We start from the raw sequence: 17,016 nt of genomic DNA on the forward strand, positions 1-17,016 counted from the left end.
ATCGCGCTACGACGCCAACTTGGAAGATTCATTCGCCGATCCGGCCGAAGGCTCGACCGGTGATTCCTCGGTTGCTTTCGGCTTCATCGAACGCGCCGACCGCAGGAGCTTGTTGACCTCGGTGGTCGTGAGTCCTGTCAGTTGCGCGATGCTCGCCACGGACTCGCCGCGAGCTTTCAGGTCCGAGATGGCAAGCGCACCGTTGCGGTCCGCGTCGGCAAGCTTGGTTTCCGTCTCTTCACGGATACGAGCGATACGAACTTGCGCATCGTCCGCAATCTTCTCCCGCAACTCTTGAGCCTTGAAGAATCGGACGAGATCGTCCTCGACCTTCTTCAATCGCTCTTGCTCTTCCGCGAGACGGGCGGCATTCGCAGCGCGTGCCCGATCCCTCGCGCTGATCGTAGATGTGTTTGAGGACGCCATGTCGCAAACCTTACCGCCGGCAGCGGCGATTCGGCCATCAATAGTTTCCCGCCCACCTAACGGTTCCCGGCTCAAAAACTCGGGCCAACCAATGCAACTCCACTGAACCTTTTCACACATCACCATGTCAAACCATCTATCCACCCATATCACCCACATTTTCCAACACTTCGCTTCCCTCAGTACAGACGGTTCGTCCCTCACCAAATGCACTTCGTTTCACTCAGCCCAACCCCCAAATTCAGACACACCTCTTGCTGAATTTCAGACTTTGGGGGTGTCTGCCCTCCACCAGGCCGCCTGCGGCGACTATGGTGGCCTTGTGATGACGCTCCACGTACTGCACGCGGGCGATGGCTACGAGTACCTGACAAAGCAGGTCGCCACCGCAGACCGCGAGCTGGAGCACGGGCAAGAACTCACCGACTACTACACCGCCCACGGCACCCCGCCCGGTACGTGGTTCGGCGGCGGACTCGAAGATCTCGCACGAATGGATGCCGACACCGAGATCGCCGACCAGCATCGGATCACCGACGGCGCCACAGTGTCCGAACCTCAGATGAAGGCACTCTTCGGGGAGGGCATGCACCCCAACGCAGACCCCATGGTTGAGGAATCGATCAAGGGTGGGATGGACCCGAAGAAGGCCGTCAAAGAGGCTCGACTGGGCCGCAAGTTCCCGGACTTCGCCAACGACATCCCCCTCCTGAAGGCCCACCGCGCCGCCCTGGAGCAGTTCGCCGTCGACAACGCCCGCCGGCCCTCCAAAGCGGAGTCCGGGGCGTTGATGGAGAAGGTCGGAACCGCACTGTTCGAGGAGACACACCAGCGTTCCGCACAGGACCCGCAAGAGCTGTGGTCCTGGATTTCGGCGCAGAAGAACCGTGTCCGGCAACCCGTCGCAGGACAAGATCTGGTGTTCACACCGCCCAAGAGCGTGTCGACGATGTGGGCGCTCGCCGACGATGATCTGCGCCGCCAGATCGAACGAATCCACCACGAGACCGTCAAGGGCACGCTTGGCTGGATCGAGAAGGAAGCATGCTTCACCCGCACCGGCGCGACGAGCCAAGAGCACCAGGACACCACCGGCATGGTCGCCACCCTCTACGACCACTACGACTCCCGCGCGGGGGATCCGAACCTGCACACCCACGCCGTTGTGTCCATCAAGGTATGCACCGAAAAGGACGGTAAGTGGCGAGCTCTCGACGGTGCCACCCTGCACCGCTACGCCGTCGCGGCTTCGCAGCGCTACAACGCAGCGATCATGTCGAAAATGCACACCGAGCTTGGGTTCGGACTGACAGAGCGCAGCACCGGACGTGGTCGGCAGAACGTCGTCGAGATCGCCGAAGTGCCGCAGCAGCTGTGCGAAATGTTCTCCTCGCGGCGCACTCAGATCGAGACCCGGCGCGATCAGCTGGTCGCCGAATACCGCCAAAAGCACGACCGGATGCCCAGCGCAAAGGCGATGTACGCGCTCTACCAGCAAGCGAACCTCGACACCCGCGCCGGGAAACAGGAACCGCAAACCCTGCGCGAAATGCAGAACAACTGGATCACCCGATCTGCGCAGATCCTCGGCGACGACACAGCTGTGGGAGCCCTCGCCGAACAATGGCGCGGCGTGCAGCGCGAACACGCCGCTGGAGTGCGTGAGCACCAGGCGATGCGCAAGGCCGGAACACCGGCCGAGGAAGCGAAACGTGTCGTCGAACACCTCGAGAACGGCCGCGCAACGTGGGCGATCACCCACATTCACAGCGCCGTCGAAGCGAACTTTGCAGCCGTCTCCTTCCCCGACGAAGCCGCACGCACGGCCGCAGTGAAAGCCGTCACCGAACACGTACTGGGCGCGTCCGTGCACCTGCCGGCGGCCGAACTTCCCCCCGCACCGGAGGCTCTCAGACGCCGTGATGGTGAGTTCATCCTCACCAACCATGGCACCGCACTGCATACCTCCGCGAGCATCATCACCGCCGAACAGTTCATGCTCGACGCCACTCGGACACCGACCGCCTACATCGCGGCACAAGCCGGACTCGACAAGGTCGTTGAAAAAATCGCCCGTACCAGCGATCACCCGCTCAACGCCGGACAGCGCGAACTTGCCGAGCATTTCGTCGGCGCCGGAACGCTCCTCGCCGTCGGTGTCGGGCCCGCCGGCACCGGCAAAACGACGTCGATGAAAGCGGTCACCGACACCTGGCGCGCGACCGGACACGAAGTCATCGCGCTCGCACCATCCGCAGTTGCGGCCGAAACCCTGGGCGAAGAAATCGACGTCACCGCCCACACCCTCGCAACCCTGACGTACCCGTGGCGCGGCCTCGAAGGCCACGAACCACGCAGCCTCCCCGATCACATCGAGATCCCCGCCGGGGCGATGCTCCTCGTCGACGAAGCGTCCCTGGCATCGACCAAAGACCTCGCCGCCATCACCGAAATCGCCGCAGCCAAGGGCGCAGTGGTCCGGCTACTCGGTGACCCGAACCAGCTCGACGCCGTCGAAACCGGCGGAGCGCTGCGACTGCTCGCCGAAGAAACCAACGCACCCGAACTCACAGTCGTCGTGCGCTTCGGCAAAGACACCGAACAAGCCGAGAACTCCCTCGCACTGCGGCACGGTGACGAGAGCAGCTTGGAGCTGTTCTACTCCCGCGGATGGGTCCACGAGGGCACCGCCGCCGAGATGAAAGACGCCGCCGCAACCGCCTACCTCGCCGACATCGGCGCCGGGAAAACCTCGATCGTCATGCTCTCGACCCGAGACGACGTCCGCGAAGTGAACCTCGCGATCCAAGCGCACTACCGCGCCACCGGCACCGCCAAAGTCGGACACACCGTGACCCTGTCCGACGAACTCGACGCCGGAGTCGGTGACATCGTCCTGACCCGCAAGAACAAGCGCCGTCTGCGCACCAAGGGCGGCAAACGGCGCAACATGTTCGTCCGCAACGGCGACCTGTGGACCGTCACCGCCGTCAACGACAACGGCTCACTGAACCTGCGCAGCAAAACCCACGAGGGCATGATCACCCTGCCCGCCCGGTACGTGAAACGGAACACCGAACTCGGCTACGCCGCCACCGTGCACCGCAGCCAAGGCATCACCGTCGACACCTCCCACACCACCGTCGGACACACCACCAACCGGCCCGGCCTCTACGTCGCCACCACCCGCGGCCGCACCGAAAACCACCTGTACGTCCCCGTCGAACCCGGCGTCACCCAAGACACCGAGGGCATGCACCTGGGGTCCATCAACAACCCGGCCTCACGTGAAGTCCTCGAAAAGATCCTCGCCAACGACAACGGCCACAAAGCCGCCATCACCGAGATCCGCGACGCACTCGAGCACGCACGCAGCCCCGAACGACTCCGCGAGGCGTACCACGCCGCACACAGCAGGTTGCGCGATCGCTGGCTCGACGACGTCCTCGACCGGGCGCTGCCCGCAGCACTGCTCGCGACGATCGCCGCCGAAAACCCCGGCAGCCTCGCCGCGCTCCGCACCACTCTCGGACAGGCACACGACCGCGGTGACAGTGCCCGGCGCATCCTCAACGACGCACTCGCGTCCGGTGAACTCCACACCGCCCGCGACGTTGCGCGTGTCCTGAACTCCCGCATCGTCGAAGCCACTCAGACCGCAGCAGAAGCGGCAGCCGAGCGCTCCGACACGGCGCTCCCCCCGCTGCCCCCGCGCACCACCAACACCGACAAAGAACTCGACGACTACGCCCGCATCGTCGCCGATCGCTACGCCACCGCCCGGCCGGAACACGAGCGCACCGACGGCATCGGCGCGACCATCCGCCGGTACGACGAGACGCGGGCGCAGCTCGACACCACCCGCATCCACCGACCCGTGCGGGAAGCATTCGAACCCGAGATCGCCGAACGCATCCTCGCCGAAGCCGGGGTGCAGCGACTGGGCCGCCACCTACGTAAAGCAGCACTCGCTGGGATCGCGCCCGAGGCAGTTCTGTCTTGGCACGCGCAGCAACTCGCAGCACGGGGTGAAGACGTCACCGCCGCGAACCTGATCAAAGACATGGCACCAGCCATCACGACTGCGACCGAGAAGACGAACACCCGCTGGGCAGCCGAACACGACGACATCCTGCGCGAGCACTTCCCTCTCGCGGTGGCCGCCGCCGAACGCACCGAAGACCCGCGGTGGAACGCAGCAGTAGGCCGTATCCGCGAACTCGTCACCCACGCAGGTTTCGACGTCGACGAACTGTGCCGCACGATCGAGACCGCTGCGCACTCCACCGCACACGTCACCGGGATCACCGACGCACTCGACACCATCGCGCCGGCCGCATCAGAGCCCGTCGACCCCGCAGCGCCGCACTGGGTGCCCTCCCCCGACCTCGACGCCCACCTCGTCGACCCCACCCTCGCTGGGCAGCTGGAGACCACCTACACCGACATCGCCGCCGAACACACCGCGAACACCCGACGCATCAGCACCGACGATGCTCGCGGCAAAGACCCCGAACTGCGCTTCACCGAGCACCTCGAAGCGAGGCCCGACGACCCCGAGCTGGCAGCGCAATGGGATCGCACCGCCGCCGAGATCCAGGCATACCGCGACCGCCACAACATCACCGACACCACCTCAGTGGCCGGCGACCGGCCCGAGTACAAAGCCGACATCGCACCCTTCAACACTGTCCACCGCGACATCGACACCCTGCACGACCGCATGCAAGAGCACCGCGAAGAACAGCGGCGCGCCGAGCGGCAGCAGGCGACACTCGAGCATCACCACACCATCGCCCAACACGTGGAACACGAACAAAAACGCCGCGGACCGCGTCTGTGACAGCCGGCAGGCTGGCGTTTCGTCAGACGACAGAGGGGGCGGGTGGTCTCAGCGTGATCGCCACCATGCCGCGATCCGATCGCGCAATCTAGGTGCAGTGATCGCAGGGGTAGGACAGAGCGGGGGAACCACCGGTTGTGGTTGCCGGATTTGTGTCGCGGTGGGCCGGCCGCTTGCGATGATCCGGCGGTCGGCGGGCGCCGGAGGTCGACGAACCTGAACCCCGACGTCGGTGAGGATGCTCAGATCGAGAGCCCATTCCCCAATGGAGCGGGCTCGCCACTCATCGAACGCGGCAGCAACATGGCTCCGCGCCTGCGGACGGGTCATTCCGGTCACCGCAATCAGATGCTGCAAAGCTTGCTCTTCATTGCCTTTGATCTGCGCGAATCCGAAGTGCGTCACCTGGTGACAGGGCGTACAGAGACAGATGAGCCGGCCCAGACGTTGCACTTTGGTCGGCCAGTCGTAAGTCCATCTCTCGTGCACTTCGAGCCACCGCTGCGACGCTCGGTCTTCCGGGAAACCGCAGATCTCGCACTGCATCCCGGCGCGCCGCGTGACCATGCGGCGCAGTCTTTCCCAATCCTTCGGTTCGACGCAGTACCGGACATTGGTGAACCAACACGTATCAGGGACGAGGTCGACGAACAGACCATGACCGAGAGACCGGTCTTCACCCGGCAGGATCTCCGGAATGTCAGGGAGCGCGACCCATCGCGACAGACCTGCCATCTCGACTCGGGGCGCATACCATCGCTTGGCTGATGGATCCCACTTCGCGCCTCCGGCCTTCGCCAGATCCTTCTCTACATACGGAACATCCAGCCATATTCGACCCACCACCGTCGCTGCTCCCCTCAGCCTGCTCGACGAGCTAGACCCTACCGATCGCACATTGCCTGTCGCCTCGACGAGGCGTGCACGTGAGTGTGAAACGCCGAGCTCAGTCCGTGACCTTGAAGTCGCGGACTTCCCGGAGCGCTTCGCGTACTCCTTCGCTCCAGTAGTAAAGATCGACCAGTGTCGAGTCCTCAGTGTTGACGCGATCGATGCCGACTTCATTCACGAGGCCGAAGCCGTACTCCACGAATTCCGATTCATCCCGCTTCTGGGCAAACAGTTTCATTCGGCGAGTATCGCCAATCCCGCCGACAGGATCTGCGGCGTGTCCGAAAACTCATTGCCGTGATCCACAAAGTGAGTCATACTGTGAAACATGGATGTGAAACGGCTACCTGTAACACTAGACAGCGACGACCAAGCGGAAATCGCCGTGTTCGCCGACCCCGACCGCCTCGAAGCAGGAATCCTGCGGGAATGGGCGCAGCAGCAGCACATCACCATCCGCGACAACTCCGAGTCCGGGATCGCCCGCGCACTTCTCCGTGTGGGTGCAGAAGCACTCCGCGAGAAGGCTCTCGAAGCCGGCTATGCCGAACTCGCGAAGGATCAAGAAGAAGGCCTAACGGAACAACGAGCGCGCCGGCGCAGCTACGCCGAGCGCGTCGACCAGGCTTACGGCGAATGACGGCCGCGCTCCGCGGGCAGATCTACTGGTTCGACATGGGACACGGCGAGAAGCCGTGGGTGGTGGTCTCCAACAACGTCCGTAACCGCAACCTGAACACGGTCCTCGCCGCACGCGTGACCACCACACCGAAGCCCGGCGTTCCGACGGCCGTCCCCCTCGGAGCCGCAGATCCACTTGTCGGTTCGATCCTGGCGGACGACCTCATCCAGCTCTTCGACGACGAGATCGCCGCGAGCAGGCCGGCAGGAGCGCTCTCCCCCGCAACGGTGGTCAAACTGAACAAAGCACTCGCGATCGCACTCGGACTGCCCTAACGAACTCGCTGTACGACTGTGGCCCTCGACCTTTCCGGTCGAGGGCCACAGTCATGCAAGCGGAGGGAACTGTCACAGGTCGGTAAATCGCGATACCGAGAGCCACCGGAGCGTGAGGCCGAAACCCAGCCAGAGCACGACGAACGCGCCGACCGCCCACTGGCCTGGTGTCTCCTGCGCAATCAGCGATGCTGCGACGAACAGGGCGAGAAAAATCAATCCTGACCGGATGAACATTCCACTCATGCGTGCGAGTGACCGGATCAAAGGAAAATCCATCCGTCCGAGGGGGTCGTGCTCCTGCATGGCAGTCCACCAATCCGAATCGAGTTGTGATGCAAAGCATCCTATGAAAAAGAGGGTGTGTCCGCCACAGCACGGCGCGCAGGCCCCAGGCGGGACAACCCACGATCGCCGCAACCGTGGCGGACACGAGAAACATCAACTACCCCGAGGCCCGGACTCTCGAACGGTGGGCGAGACCGCCCGAAGGGCGTGGGGCTGTTGATGCTTCGGCTTGAGAGGGTTATTCGACGGGCCGATATGTTTCGGTGTCATCGTCGAATTCCCACCGGTCGCCGTCGATCTCGACCGCCGTGAAATCGTCGGAAGGATCTTCGGCGACCGCGCGGCCGCCGTCGATCATCTCGAGAACCTGATCCATCGTCAGCGCAGTCACCTTCCCGGCTGCGCTATCGACCAAGCCGAGGACCTGATCGATCAGCGGTGCGGGCGCGGTCTCGGGTCGAGGGTCGGTGTCGGCGGCGACGAATTCCGCGAAATCCGTGCCGATCTTCGGGTCGTTCGGCTGGTAGCCGCACTCTCCGCCACGGCATTCCTCGTTGAAGCCCATCTTGGGCAGCCGAGAGATCATCGGCCACAGCACGTGGTTGTGCCAGGCTGCCATACCGCCGTGATACGGGTTCTTCTCCAGCTGCTGGTACACCTCTCGGTGCGCCCACATCGCCGCCGTCAGCTCTTCGACCATCGGATCATGTTTGTACCAACACGATCGGATCTGCTGCCCACCGACGTTGTAGCGCCGGCGCAGCCACTCGACCCACTGTCCGAGCTCGAGCCACAGCTCCGCAGCAGCCTCGCGATCCAGGTGGCGCCAATCAGCCGGACCGGGTTGGTAGACCGGAATGCTCATCACGCACCACCTCCTTGGTGAAGCAGGCGCACCGAAGCTGCGCACGGTTCGCACGAATCACGGTGCCGCACATCCCGTAATCCGTCGGACAGAGTGAAGAGACCGTCGTTGTACGTTACTTCCGGATCGCGAACGAGGGCGCCGGCCGGGGAGACGACGATGATCGGGCGCTCGTACACCCCGCTGGAGCCGACGCCAATCCACAACGCGGAATCCCCGGGCGCCCAGTGGTCCGCGCACTCCCACGGTGAGGCCGCAGATTCGGAGCTCATAGTTCGGCTTTCGCGCAGAAGTCATCGAACGCCGACTGATTCGCCCGCACCCGCTTCGAAAGATCCGGAACATCCCACACCGATGGCAGCCGCACCTTCATCGGCCTGGCGTTGCGGTAGATCATCAGCGCTTGATCTTCCGGCATTTCACGAATTTCGTTGAGTGCCATCACCGGAACGCTGCGCGGTGCTGAACGCGGGTCCAGGCTGATGTATTCGTCGCGGCTACCCATCAACCGTGAGAGCGCCGACAATTCGCCTTCGTCACCTAGGCCTGGCAAGTAGATCCGTGCCGGGGAATCGCTCGACAACCGTTGCCCGTCGATGCGGCCCCAACGCTTCTCGTTCTGCAAGGCGCTGTGCACGAACGCCCAGATCTGGATTCCGCGGCCGCCCGAGTCCGTGATCAGATCCGGCATGTGCGGAATCGCCGCGACATTGTTCATTTCGTCGAGGACCATCCGCAACGGCGGATCGATCTTGTCGTCCTCGTTGCCCAGCCCGTGTGTCTTCGCGATGTGATAGAGCTCTGCCGAGAGCACGGTGGTGAACGCGGCCGCCGAAGCGCTGTGTCCTTCCGAGACCAGATACACGGTGTTCTTGCCCTCGGTCATCAGCGCATGCAGATCCGCGGACTCGCTGCGGGGGACGTTGATCGCGCTCATCAACTTCGGGGACGCCAACGGTTCGAGCAATCGCGCGCACGCGCTGACCACGTCATCGGAGGAGTCGGACTGTGAGTCCAAGGCTTGCTCGAGTTCGGCGTGCCAGTCCGGAAGGTCCTGCTCGAGAACATCGCGGACCAGTTGGACGTTGCGGGAGGACGCCCAGATCCGCAGGTCGATCATGTTCTTGTTCTTGACGGCGGCGGAGTAGAGGTAGCCGCGCATGAGCATCGCGGCCTTGCCGTTCCAATAGCCGGAATTGCTGGTGTCGTCCATCGGCATGGCTTGGACCAGTGCTTCTGCACGCCGCTTGGCGACTTCCGGATCCTCGCACCCGTCGAGGATCGACCACCGCATCGGATTGGGGATCGCGGTGAGCCCCTCCGGGTCGAAGACCTCGACGTGCCCGACTTCCCGGCGCTGCGCCCACGTGGAGCGCAACAGATCGCCGCGGGTCGAGGTAGCGACGACCGGGCCGACGGCGTCGGTGACACCTTTCCAGCAGACACGCCACGTCTTACCAGCACCAGTCGGTCCGGTGCAGGTCAGTCCGTCGCGGTACTGGAGGAATACGCCCTCGCCTTTGTGGTCGTACAGCTCCGCGACTCGGGTGGTCTCGACAGCGGCATCGATGCGTCGCACCGGAACGTCTTTGAGTGAGAGGCGGGTCGCTTTCGCCTTCCGGACGGCCGCCTTTTCGCTGATACCGGTTCGGGCGAGTTCGGTGCGGTCAGCGAATCCGGACTCTCGCACCCGCCGAGCGGCGGCGCGTTTCATCTGCTGCCCGGAAAAGAACAGCCCCATCCACAGGCACAACGCCGCAACGATCGCGATGGAAACCCACGTCAGTACCGGTCCGCCCGGCCGAGAACCTTCCGGCCACGCGAGTGCGGGGTCGCCCGGATTCCGGAACAGCCCTTCGAACACGTCGAGAACTCCGTACACACCGGTGGGGAGAGCGCCGCCATGACCGGACACGACACCTGAGATGTATCCGCCGGCAACGACGCTGACGACGGCCGAAGCAACGAGACTCACAAGGGGAAGCACGCCAGGCGGCACCATCGGTTGCGTAGGACGCTGAGTTGTACTCACGACTTGTCTCCTTCGATCGGGTCGGACATCACAAGCTCGGACCGCGAGAGTGTGGTGCGGGTGGATGCCGTATCGGATGTCCGGCCCCGCGGTGACAGGGGCGGCCTATGGCCGCTGGACCTGCGCCGCGCTACCAGAACCCACATCATGAGCGCGCAAGCAGCTACCGACCCGCCGACCAGAATGGTGAAGGCAACGAGCGGCGGAACAGGAAGCGTCGTCAGGCGATCCGGAGCGTCTGTGGCGATCATGCTGCCTCTCCCTTGATCACTTCGTCGGTGTTGGTGAGTTCGATTTCAAGATCGGAACGGACGTGCTGCATGAGAATCGGGTCGGCGCTGCCGTACTTGACCAGGCAATGTCCTTTCGCCAGGGACATGATGATTTCTGTCGACCCGGCCGGCAGGTGGTACATGCGAGCTGTTTCCTCTGCATCCTCGACACGGTCCTGCCCGTACAAGAAGACGATTCCGGCCTCTTTCATCAGCGCACGCGCGGGAGAGTCGACCGGGAGGTCCGAGATGTGGTGGAACGCCGAAACCGTCGAAAGACCGAGGCCGCGAGAGAGTTTCATGTTCTCGCGGAACACCTTTCCGGTCGAGCCGTCGGCGACGTGCCAGCCTTCCTCGATCAGCAGCAGCGTTTGCATGTGCTTGGCGGAGCGGGTTGCGAGAACGTTCGCGAGCCAGGTGTTGATCACGGTCATGATGACCCGCAACGCCGGCCCCTTGTTCGGGAGGGCCGAGACGTCGAAGTGCACGAACGAATGATCGAGTGCCTCGCGGACCTCCGGGGAAGTAGCGCCGTCGACGAGGCCTTTGAGGTCTCCTTCGCACAGTTCTTGCAGCGCGAGACCAGGATTGAGGCCCCAGCGGCGCGAATCCTCGGCGTGCAGTGAGCCGAAGATGTTGCCGCTGCCGGGGCTCGCTTCGAGCAGTTCCGCTGCGAGTTCGCGCAACGTCGGCTCGCGGTTTTCCGCATCGGCGCGTTCGTTGACGGACTTGAGTGCTTGGCGCACAGCTGCTTTTTCCGTCTCGACGAGGGAACGACCCATCGTGTCTTCGATGACGGCACCGACCAGCGCTTCCTGACCGGCCGGGGAAACACCGTCCGTACGTTGGGTTCCGCTGGCGATAGCCGGGTCGAGCAGATTGATCCGGACGCCGTCACCGCCGGCGAGGAATCGGATCGATCGGGCGCCCATCGCCTCTGCGATACCGGAATACTCGCCGCCCTTGTTGCCCTGCCGCTTTTTGTCGATGACGACGCACTGCCGGTTGTTCGCCAAGGCGAGTTGCCGGATGCAGAACGCGGTTTTGATCAGCGACGACTTCGCCTTGCCGATGTCGCCGACGATGGCGACGTTGATGTTCTCGATTTCCGAGCCGTAGAGCGCGAACGGGTCGGTGATCACCATCGACTGGTTGATCTTGTTCAGCCCGGTCATGAGTCCTTCGTGACGCACCGAGCGGCGCATCGTGGCCAGGTTCAGGGCTTCACCTTGCCGGGTGGTGGTCCACGCGCCTTCCGCCCGTACCTCGTACCAGCCCCACCGGTCCAACCATCGGTTGCGTTTGGGGGCAGGCCGACGGGTGGTGATCCTGTCGGAGGCGTGGACCGCTTGCGTGACTGCGACTTCCTCCGCGCCCTCGACCTGGACTTTCTTCTTCCCGAGGCTTGGTGTGAGGGTCCATCGGTTGGACTTCTTGTGGCCGCGACGGTGCGCGGTGCTCTGTTCTGTCTTCGTCATCGCCGGTTCAGCCCCTTGTCTTGATTCGAGTCCATTTGGTGGCCGCCAGTCCGCGGCCGAGAGGCAACGTCAAGAACGCGGCCACGTCGTGGCGGTTGTCCTGCCACACGATTTCTCCGATACCGCAGTTGTCGGCGGCCTGCTCCACACGTGTACCGGCGCGTAATGCGTCGTCTTCGTTTCGGCCGGTGACCGAGACGGCCATCGAATAGATCAAGCCGTGGTGTCCGCTACCGGGAAGAAGATCCTGTCGGCGGCGAGCTGATTCGGTTATCGCCACGTCGGAGGCGCCGTCGGTGGTTTTTCCCTTGCGGCTCTCCTCGATGCGCTTGGCCTCGTCTCGGGTGACGTCCTTCTTCGCGGCTTCGCGGGATTGGGAGGCTTCCACGAAATCCATGCGCACCATCACCGTGCGGATGGTCGGGGCGGCGGCGATCTCGTCGTCTCCGACGTCGGGCTCGACTCCGGTCAAGAACGGGCCGAGCCACAACGGGCCGAGTTCGCGCGGTTCGATCGCCCGCGGGGGAATCACCCCGGCCCGTGTGTGCCACGCCCCCGCGATCTCGACCGACTCGTCGCGGCCGATGTAAGAGGGCCAGCAGTTGTTCCACCGCACACCTTTGTGCGCGTCGAGCGGGAAGGTGGGGTCTTGGAATGCGCGAATCACCGCGCAGGCTCGCTGTTCGCCGTAAACCTCCACCCGGCCCATACCGGCGCGTTCGAGGGAATGCTGCGCCTTCTCCGTTTCGTCGCGAATGACCTGAGCGATACCGCCCACCAGGGCGGCATCCTTGCGGCGCGCGATGCGGGCAGCTTCGGCGAGGAACGTCGGTGACTTCGGAATGATCAGTACGCAGTACGAGCGGTGCTCCTCGACATACGGGGCGTTGCGGTCGAGGAGCTGACCGTAGGAACGGATCGCTTCGTCGATGCGCCGCACGGATTCACCGGCGGCCGAGATCATGCGCATCATCCAGTTCTCGTGAGGCGCCATGTCGGCCGGGACGCTGCGGTGCAGCAGCGCCACACCCCGAACGAACGAGGACCGCTTCGCGAACCCGGCGAGGATACGACCGAACGCAGCTGAGGTCACCGCCCACTCCGCATCACCGCGTAGACCTTCGGCCAAACCTTGCATCGCCACGATCACCGAGTAGTAGTTGTTGTCGCCCGGTGTGGTGTGTTCGAGGATGAACATGTCGTCGAGGCCGGTACCGGCCAGATCCACCGGCTTCGTCTGGTAGAGCGGGACGGGGAACTCCCACCCCGGATCGTGGTCGGGGTCGCCGAAGTTTTCGTCCCTGGCGCTGACGTAGACATGCTCACCGCGCTTGCGGCGCTGACGGTTTCGAATCTGCTTGGCTTTGCTTGCCGCATAGGACTCACGCTGCCCGAATTCGAACGTCGCACCGATGACGGCCAGGATCAACGCCAAGTCGAACCCGAGCACCCAGATGTTCTGCCCGATGACGAAGATCAGGGCCAGCGCTAGGACGAGTGTCGCGCTCCAGGCGATCAAGACCGGTTCGGCGAAAGGCAAGTTTCCTTTGCGGGCGATCTGACGCCCCAGGATCGACGTGCGTTGTTCACTCATCACTGTTCTCCGGTCACTGGTTCGGTGGCGTCTCGACGGCGGGCGGCGCGTGCGCGGACCAGCCGTTCAACGTAGGTGTCCGGTCGAGAAAACTCGGTGCTCGCGACGAACCCGGCCAACATCACCAGGCACGCGGCCGCGAGAGTCCCTACGGACAGCCCGATCATCACCGTCAGGTACAGCGGGATCGCAACTGTTCCGATCCTGGTGAGTACCACTGGATCTCGGAACTGAGCGAGACCGTGCAGTGCGGCGTCCCGGCCGAGGTAGGTGGTGCGGTGCTTTCTCATCAGTTCTCTCCATCCGCGTGTTCGGGAGCGCTTTGCGCCGAGGCGCCGGCCTTGTTCATCGCCGCGCCGGCAGCGGCCACCGCGAAGGGCGCCGCCACTGTCGCTGCACCTGCAGCTGCGCCGGCGGTTGTCTTCGCCGCGCTCATCAATTTCGATTCGGCGCTTCCCGCTTTGGCTCCGCCCTTGCCGGAGTCTTTGCCGCCGATCCCGACGGAACCGGACGAGGTTTGCGCTCCGTGGCCCGATCGACTGGACGCGTGATCGGACGATGCTGACGATGCGTCGGGGGAGGAATTGTGGCCGCCGAGGTGATCGGAGGGTCCGGTGCCGCGTCCGGGTGAGGTCGCGACGTCGGCATTGCGGGACGCAGCTCCCCCGTCGCCGCCGCCGCCCGATCCGCCTCCGGCTTGCTGCTGGTACATGCTCGCCGACGAGCCGATCATCTCGCCCGAGGCTGAGCCCGAGCTACCGAAGTCGGCGGAATCCGCAGCGGTCGGCAGGATCGGTGACCACTTGAGCAACGCGAACGGTGCCAGACCGATCATCACGAAGCACACGGCGATCAGGGCGAGTTGGCCCAGGGATTCCAATTTGCCGTCGTCGGCGACTGATCCTTGCGCTGAGACGTTGATGACGACGAATACAGCGGCCAGCAGTACGAACAGCATGGGCTTGGACAGCACGACACCGAGAAACATCATCACCGGCCGAAGCGCTTTCTTTCGCCAGGTGGGGTGCACCCACATGCCGAATGCGATACCGCTGACCACTGCGAGGACGGGAAGCGCGGCCGCGTGCATCAAGAAGCCGAAGAAGACCGAGAGCACACCGATGACCATCAACCCGAATCCGATGATGCCGGCGACGGCTCCACCGACCAGGGTTTCGTCGTTGAGAGCGCCCAGGGAGGTCGATACGTTGTTGATCACTTCGTCGGTGGTGGTGCCGATCGCGCCTACCAACGCGACCGAGATCTCGTGGGCGAGACTGATGACGAATTGGGCGATAGAGGGAGCGAAGAGCATCAGCATGATCCCGGCGGGCAAGTATCCGAAGAAGTCCTTGGCGAGTTCTTCGCCTGGGCGGCTTCCGTCGGCTGACTTGTACAGCGCGAAGATCGTGGCGATAGCCAGCACCAGGAGACCCAACCCCGTCGACATGGCGTACACAGTCAAGAACTGCGGCTCCAACGGATCGAATTCGCCGATGCCTGCCAAACCGGGCAGGACCGAATCGGTCATCGACATCGCCGAACTCTTGAATTTGTTCGCCCAGGAATCGATCACGTCCGACGGGTCTTTGACGAATGCGACCAGATCACCGAGCGGGCCGGCAACGGTATCCCACGCGAAGGTGAAACTGTCGACGAAGATCTTGCCGCCCATATAGGCCGGCGTTGCCCTCATCATCCCGCCGAGGGTCTCGCCGAGGCGGTCACTGAAACTGGTGTTCTGATCGATCCAGTTCATGGTGCCGCCGAACAGTTTCCCGACCCTGGTGTTCCATTCCGTGCACGCGAACATGTCTTCCCCAGGTGTTGCGCGCTCGCAGTTGACGAACATCGCGTGCATGCAGAGGACGCCGGGAACACCATTGCCGGCGCAGGGAGCAGTCCAGGCAGCGTCAGGCACCTTGTCGGCGTTCGGCTGCTTCTTCATCGCCGCGAGTGAGGCCGCGTCCGGTGTCGGGCTCCACTCGAAACCCCATGTGCTGGTCGTCTTCGTTGTCCACCGCGCCAGATCCTGCGCACAGGTCGGAGACGGCGGGTACATGTCCGCAGCCTCATCGAGGGGGAACGTGTTCGGATAGACGCCCTTGAGGATCGACTCGTCCGTGATGCTCAAGGCGGCCTTCTGGTTCGCCTCCACACCCATGTCGATGCCGGACATCTGTGTACCGGCGCCGCCGGCGGCGACCAGGGCGTCGATCAGAGCCGGGTTCTTCGACATCATCACCTGCGGTGCCCACATGGCGATCCGCTCGGATTCTTTTGCCGTCCAGTACATCAACCGGTTTTCGTTGTGCATGACCTGTGTCGAGTACTGGCCCATGTCGCCGCCTTTGTCCTTGCAGACTCCGGTGAACCACGAGGCGGATTTGAATTCGTCTGTGCCGGCGACGAACTTCTTCAGATCATCGGGAAATCCTTTGGGGAGTTCCTTGCCCGACTGAGTGGCATTCTGCACGCCAGGAGCCGGGTCGGTGTTGGGGACAGCAACTGGTTCCGCTGCCGCCGGCAACGCCAGTCCGAGCATCGCGAACAATGCCACGACCGCGGTCAGAATGATTTTGCGCCACATCAGTCAGGCCCCCTTTCTAGTTGACGTAGAACGTGTAGAAGCCGTTCGCGCCCGGCTTCGAAAGCGCCGAATCAGCGGCCGGGAACTGGGCATCATCTGCGGACGGGCCGCTGACGAACTTCCAGTCCTGGGCTTTCCAGTCCCCGTTCTCCCACTTCACCGTGACGGTGCTCGTCGAGTAGACGGTGAGGATGCCGACCTTGTCGCTTCCTTCACTGATCGGGCTTTGACCGACGCCCATGCCCCACACGGACACGGTGGCCGAGTCCTGGGTGAAGTCGGGGACGGTGACGATCAGTGGCACGTTGTTGACGGTTTTCCCCAGATCGGTGCGGCCGCTGGAGATGTCGATGACGGTATTGAGCGCATCGGTCGCATTCGCCGAGACAGCAACTTCTCGCAGCTTTTCGGCGTCGATCCGGCCCTGGTACGTCTGACCGTTGGCCTGGATGAAGTTCACGGCCGCGGTCTGTGCGCCGGCCTGATCGCGGGTGTATCCGGCCGGAACTCCGTCGATGGTCGTCGTCGGACCGTGGGCTGCACGAATTGCATCGGCTCCGCTCCCCTTGTTGTCATCACCACCACCGGAGGTGAGGAGCGCGATCACCAACGCGAGGAACACCACTGCGACAACACCAGTGGCGATAACGCGCTTGCGGTCAGAGAAGAACCCTGATCCGCCACCTGTGGATCCAGTCGCCGCGACCGGACGGTTGCCCGTACCTACCTGAGAAAAATCTTTGACCATGAGTTCTCTTCTTTCTCGTGAAAAATGCTGAG

General features: G+C 63.6%; 16 protein-coding genes. 3 read left to right on the forward strand and 13 right to left on the reverse strand.

Annotated elements, in window-relative coordinates; all coding sequences use genetic code 11:
• Window positions 1-6 precede the first annotated feature (6 nt).
• A complete protein-coding gene (locus ATN37_RS02090) occupies window positions 7-426 on the reverse strand; it encodes a hypothetical protein (protein WP_218694682.1) in 420 nt (139 codons plus the stop codon).
• A 277-nt stretch (window positions 427-703) separates the two neighbouring features.
• Here ATN37_RS02090 and mobF point away from each other — a divergent pair, with 277 nt between their 5' ends.
• Entirely contained in the window at window positions 704-5,269 is a 4,566-nt protein-coding gene (mobF, locus tag ATN37_RS02095) for a MobF family relaxase (protein ID WP_193595858.1), read from the forward strand.
• Between the two features lie 48 nt (window positions 5,270-5,317).
• Here mobF and ATN37_RS02100 read toward each other — a convergent pair whose 3' ends face one another.
• Both ATN37_RS02100 and ATN37_RS02105 read right to left on the reverse strand, forming a co-directional pair.
• Window positions 5,318-6,115 carry a DUF5710 domain-containing protein gene (locus tag ATN37_RS02100; protein WP_218694683.1) on the reverse strand — a complete coding sequence of 266 codons (798 nt, stop codon included), beginning with the start codon at window positions 6,113-6,115 and terminating at the stop codon, window positions 5,318-5,320.
• Between the two features lie 100 nt (window positions 6,116-6,215).
• Window positions 6,216-6,398 carry a hypothetical protein gene (locus tag ATN37_RS02105; RefSeq protein ID WP_063316347.1) on the reverse strand — a complete coding sequence of 61 codons (183 nt, stop codon included), beginning with the start codon at window positions 6,396-6,398 and terminating at the stop codon, window positions 6,216-6,218.
• A gap of 90 nt (window positions 6,399-6,488) precedes the next feature.
• Here ATN37_RS02105 and ATN37_RS02110 point away from each other — a divergent pair, with 90 nt between their 5' ends.
• A complete protein-coding gene (locus ATN37_RS02110) occupies window positions 6,489-6,800 on the forward strand; it encodes a hypothetical protein (protein WP_083059662.1) in 312 nt (103 codons plus the stop codon).
• Window positions 6,797-7,117, forward strand: coding sequence for a type II toxin-antitoxin system PemK/MazF family toxin (locus tag ATN37_RS02115; protein ID WP_193595859.1), 321 nt, complete (start codon window positions 6,797-6,799; stop codon window positions 7,115-7,117). The genes ATN37_RS02110 and ATN37_RS02115 overlap by 4 nt, the downstream gene beginning before the upstream one ends.
• A gap of 72 nt (window positions 7,118-7,189) precedes the next feature.
• On the opposite strand, the gene ATN37_RS02120 is transcribed toward ATN37_RS02115, so the two are convergent.
• The 10 genes from ATN37_RS02120 to ATN37_RS02165 form a co-directional block, all read right to left on the reverse strand.
• Window positions 7,190-7,423, reverse strand: a complete 234-nt coding sequence (locus ATN37_RS02120) for a hypothetical protein (RefSeq protein ID WP_218694684.1) — start codon at window positions 7,421-7,423, stop codon at window positions 7,190-7,192.
• 220 nt (window positions 7,424-7,643) lie between these two features.
• On the reverse strand, window positions 7,644-8,270 hold the full coding sequence (locus ATN37_RS02125) for a hypothetical protein (protein ID WP_193595860.1): 627 nt from the start codon (window positions 8,268-8,270) through the stop codon (window positions 7,644-7,646).
• A complete protein-coding gene (locus ATN37_RS02130) occupies window positions 8,270-8,542 on the reverse strand; it encodes a hypothetical protein (RefSeq protein WP_193595861.1) in 273 nt (90 codons plus the stop codon). Before ATN37_RS02130 ends, ATN37_RS02125 begins: the two co-directional genes overlap by 1 nt.
• Window positions 8,539-10,302 carry a type IV secretory system conjugative DNA transfer family protein gene (locus ATN37_RS02135; protein WP_193595862.1) on the reverse strand — a complete coding sequence of 588 codons (1,764 nt, stop codon included), beginning with the start codon at window positions 10,300-10,302 and terminating at the stop codon, window positions 8,539-8,541. The genes ATN37_RS02130 and ATN37_RS02135 overlap by 4 nt, the downstream gene beginning before the upstream one ends.
• Entirely contained in the window at window positions 10,299-10,553 is a 255-nt protein-coding gene (locus ATN37_RS02140) for a hypothetical protein (protein ID WP_193595863.1), read from the reverse strand. Before ATN37_RS02140 ends, ATN37_RS02135 begins: the two co-directional genes overlap by 4 nt.
• The gene (locus ATN37_RS02145; RefSeq protein WP_193595864.1) at window positions 10,550-12,052 is read right to left on the reverse strand and encodes an ATP/GTP-binding protein; all 1,503 of its coding nucleotides are present in this window, start codon (window positions 12,050-12,052) and stop codon (window positions 10,550-10,552) included. The genes ATN37_RS02140 and ATN37_RS02145 overlap by 4 nt, the downstream gene beginning before the upstream one ends.
• 7 nt (window positions 12,053-12,059) lie before the next feature.
• Entirely contained in the window at window positions 12,060-13,646 is a 1,587-nt protein-coding gene (locus tag ATN37_RS02150; RefSeq protein WP_193595865.1) for a hypothetical protein, read from the reverse strand.
• Window positions 13,646-13,936, reverse strand: a complete 291-nt coding sequence (locus tag ATN37_RS02155; RefSeq protein WP_063316339.1) for a hypothetical protein — start codon at window positions 13,934-13,936, stop codon at window positions 13,646-13,648. The genes ATN37_RS02150 and ATN37_RS02155 overlap by 1 nt, the downstream gene beginning before the upstream one ends.
• Window positions 13,936-16,236: a hypothetical protein gene (locus ATN37_RS02160; protein WP_193595866.1), complete on the reverse strand. Its 2,301-nt coding sequence runs from the start codon at window positions 16,234-16,236 to the stop codon at window positions 13,936-13,938. The genes ATN37_RS02155 and ATN37_RS02160 overlap by 1 nt, the downstream gene beginning before the upstream one ends.
• A gap of 16 nt (window positions 16,237-16,252) precedes the next feature.
• Window positions 16,253-16,984: a hypothetical protein gene (locus tag ATN37_RS02165; protein WP_063316337.1), complete on the reverse strand. Its 732-nt coding sequence runs from the start codon at window positions 16,982-16,984 to the stop codon at window positions 16,253-16,255.
• Between the last annotated feature and the right edge of the window lie 32 nt (window positions 16,985-17,016).

The organism is Rhodococcus sp. MH15, assembly GCF_019266045.1.
Taxonomy (GTDB): domain Bacteria; phylum Actinomycetota; class Actinomycetes; order Mycobacteriales; family Mycobacteriaceae; genus Rhodococcus_F; species Rhodococcus_F qingshengii.

What these genes read in the sequence shown, in the direction of transcription:
- ATN37_RS02090 (WP_218694682.1), bottom strand. Translation starts at nt 426, where the DNA reads ATGGCGTCCTCAAACACATCTACGATCAGCGCGAGGGATCGGGCACGC.
- ATN37_RS02105 (WP_063316347.1), bottom strand. Translation starts at nt 6,398, where the DNA reads ATGAAACTGTTTGCCCAGAAGCGGGATGAATCGGAATTCGTGGAGTAC.
- ATN37_RS02110 (WP_083059662.1), top strand. Translation starts at nt 6,489, where the DNA reads ATGGATGTGAAACGGCTACCTGTAACACTAGACAGCGACGACCAAGCG.
- ATN37_RS02115 (WP_193595859.1), top strand. Translation starts at nt 6,797, where the DNA reads ATGACGGCCGCGCTCCGCGGGCAGATCTACTGGTTCGACATGGGACAC.
- ATN37_RS02120 (WP_218694684.1), bottom strand. Translation starts at nt 7,423, where the DNA reads ATGCAGGAGCACGACCCCCTCGGACGGATGGATTTTCCTTTGATCCGG.
- ATN37_RS02125 (WP_193595860.1), bottom strand. Translation starts at nt 8,270, where the DNA reads ATGAGCATTCCGGTCTACCAACCCGGTCCGGCTGATTGGCGCCACCTG.
- ATN37_RS02130 (WP_193595861.1), bottom strand. Translation starts at nt 8,542, where the DNA reads ATGAGCTCCGAATCTGCGGCCTCACCGTGGGAGTGCGCGGACCACTGG.
- ATN37_RS02140 (WP_193595863.1), bottom strand. Translation starts at nt 10,553, where the DNA reads ATGATCGCCACAGACGCTCCGGATCGCCTGACGACGCTTCCTGTTCCG.
- ATN37_RS02145 (WP_193595864.1), bottom strand. Translation starts at nt 12,052, where the DNA reads ATGACGAAGACAGAACAGAGCACCGCGCACCGTCGCGGCCACAAGAAG.
- ATN37_RS02150 (WP_193595865.1), bottom strand. Translation starts at nt 13,646, where the DNA reads ATGAGTGAACAACGCACGTCGATCCTGGGGCGTCAGATCGCCCGCAAA.
- ATN37_RS02155 (WP_063316339.1), bottom strand. Translation starts at nt 13,936, where the DNA reads ATGAGAAAGCACCGCACCACCTACCTCGGCCGGGACGCCGCACTGCAC.
- ATN37_RS02160 (WP_193595866.1), bottom strand. Translation starts at nt 16,236, where the DNA reads ATGTGGCGCAAAATCATTCTGACCGCGGTCGTGGCATTGTTCGCGATG.
- ATN37_RS02165 (WP_063316337.1), bottom strand. Translation starts at nt 16,984, where the DNA reads ATGGTCAAAGATTTTTCTCAGGTAGGTACGGGCAACCGTCCGGTCGCG.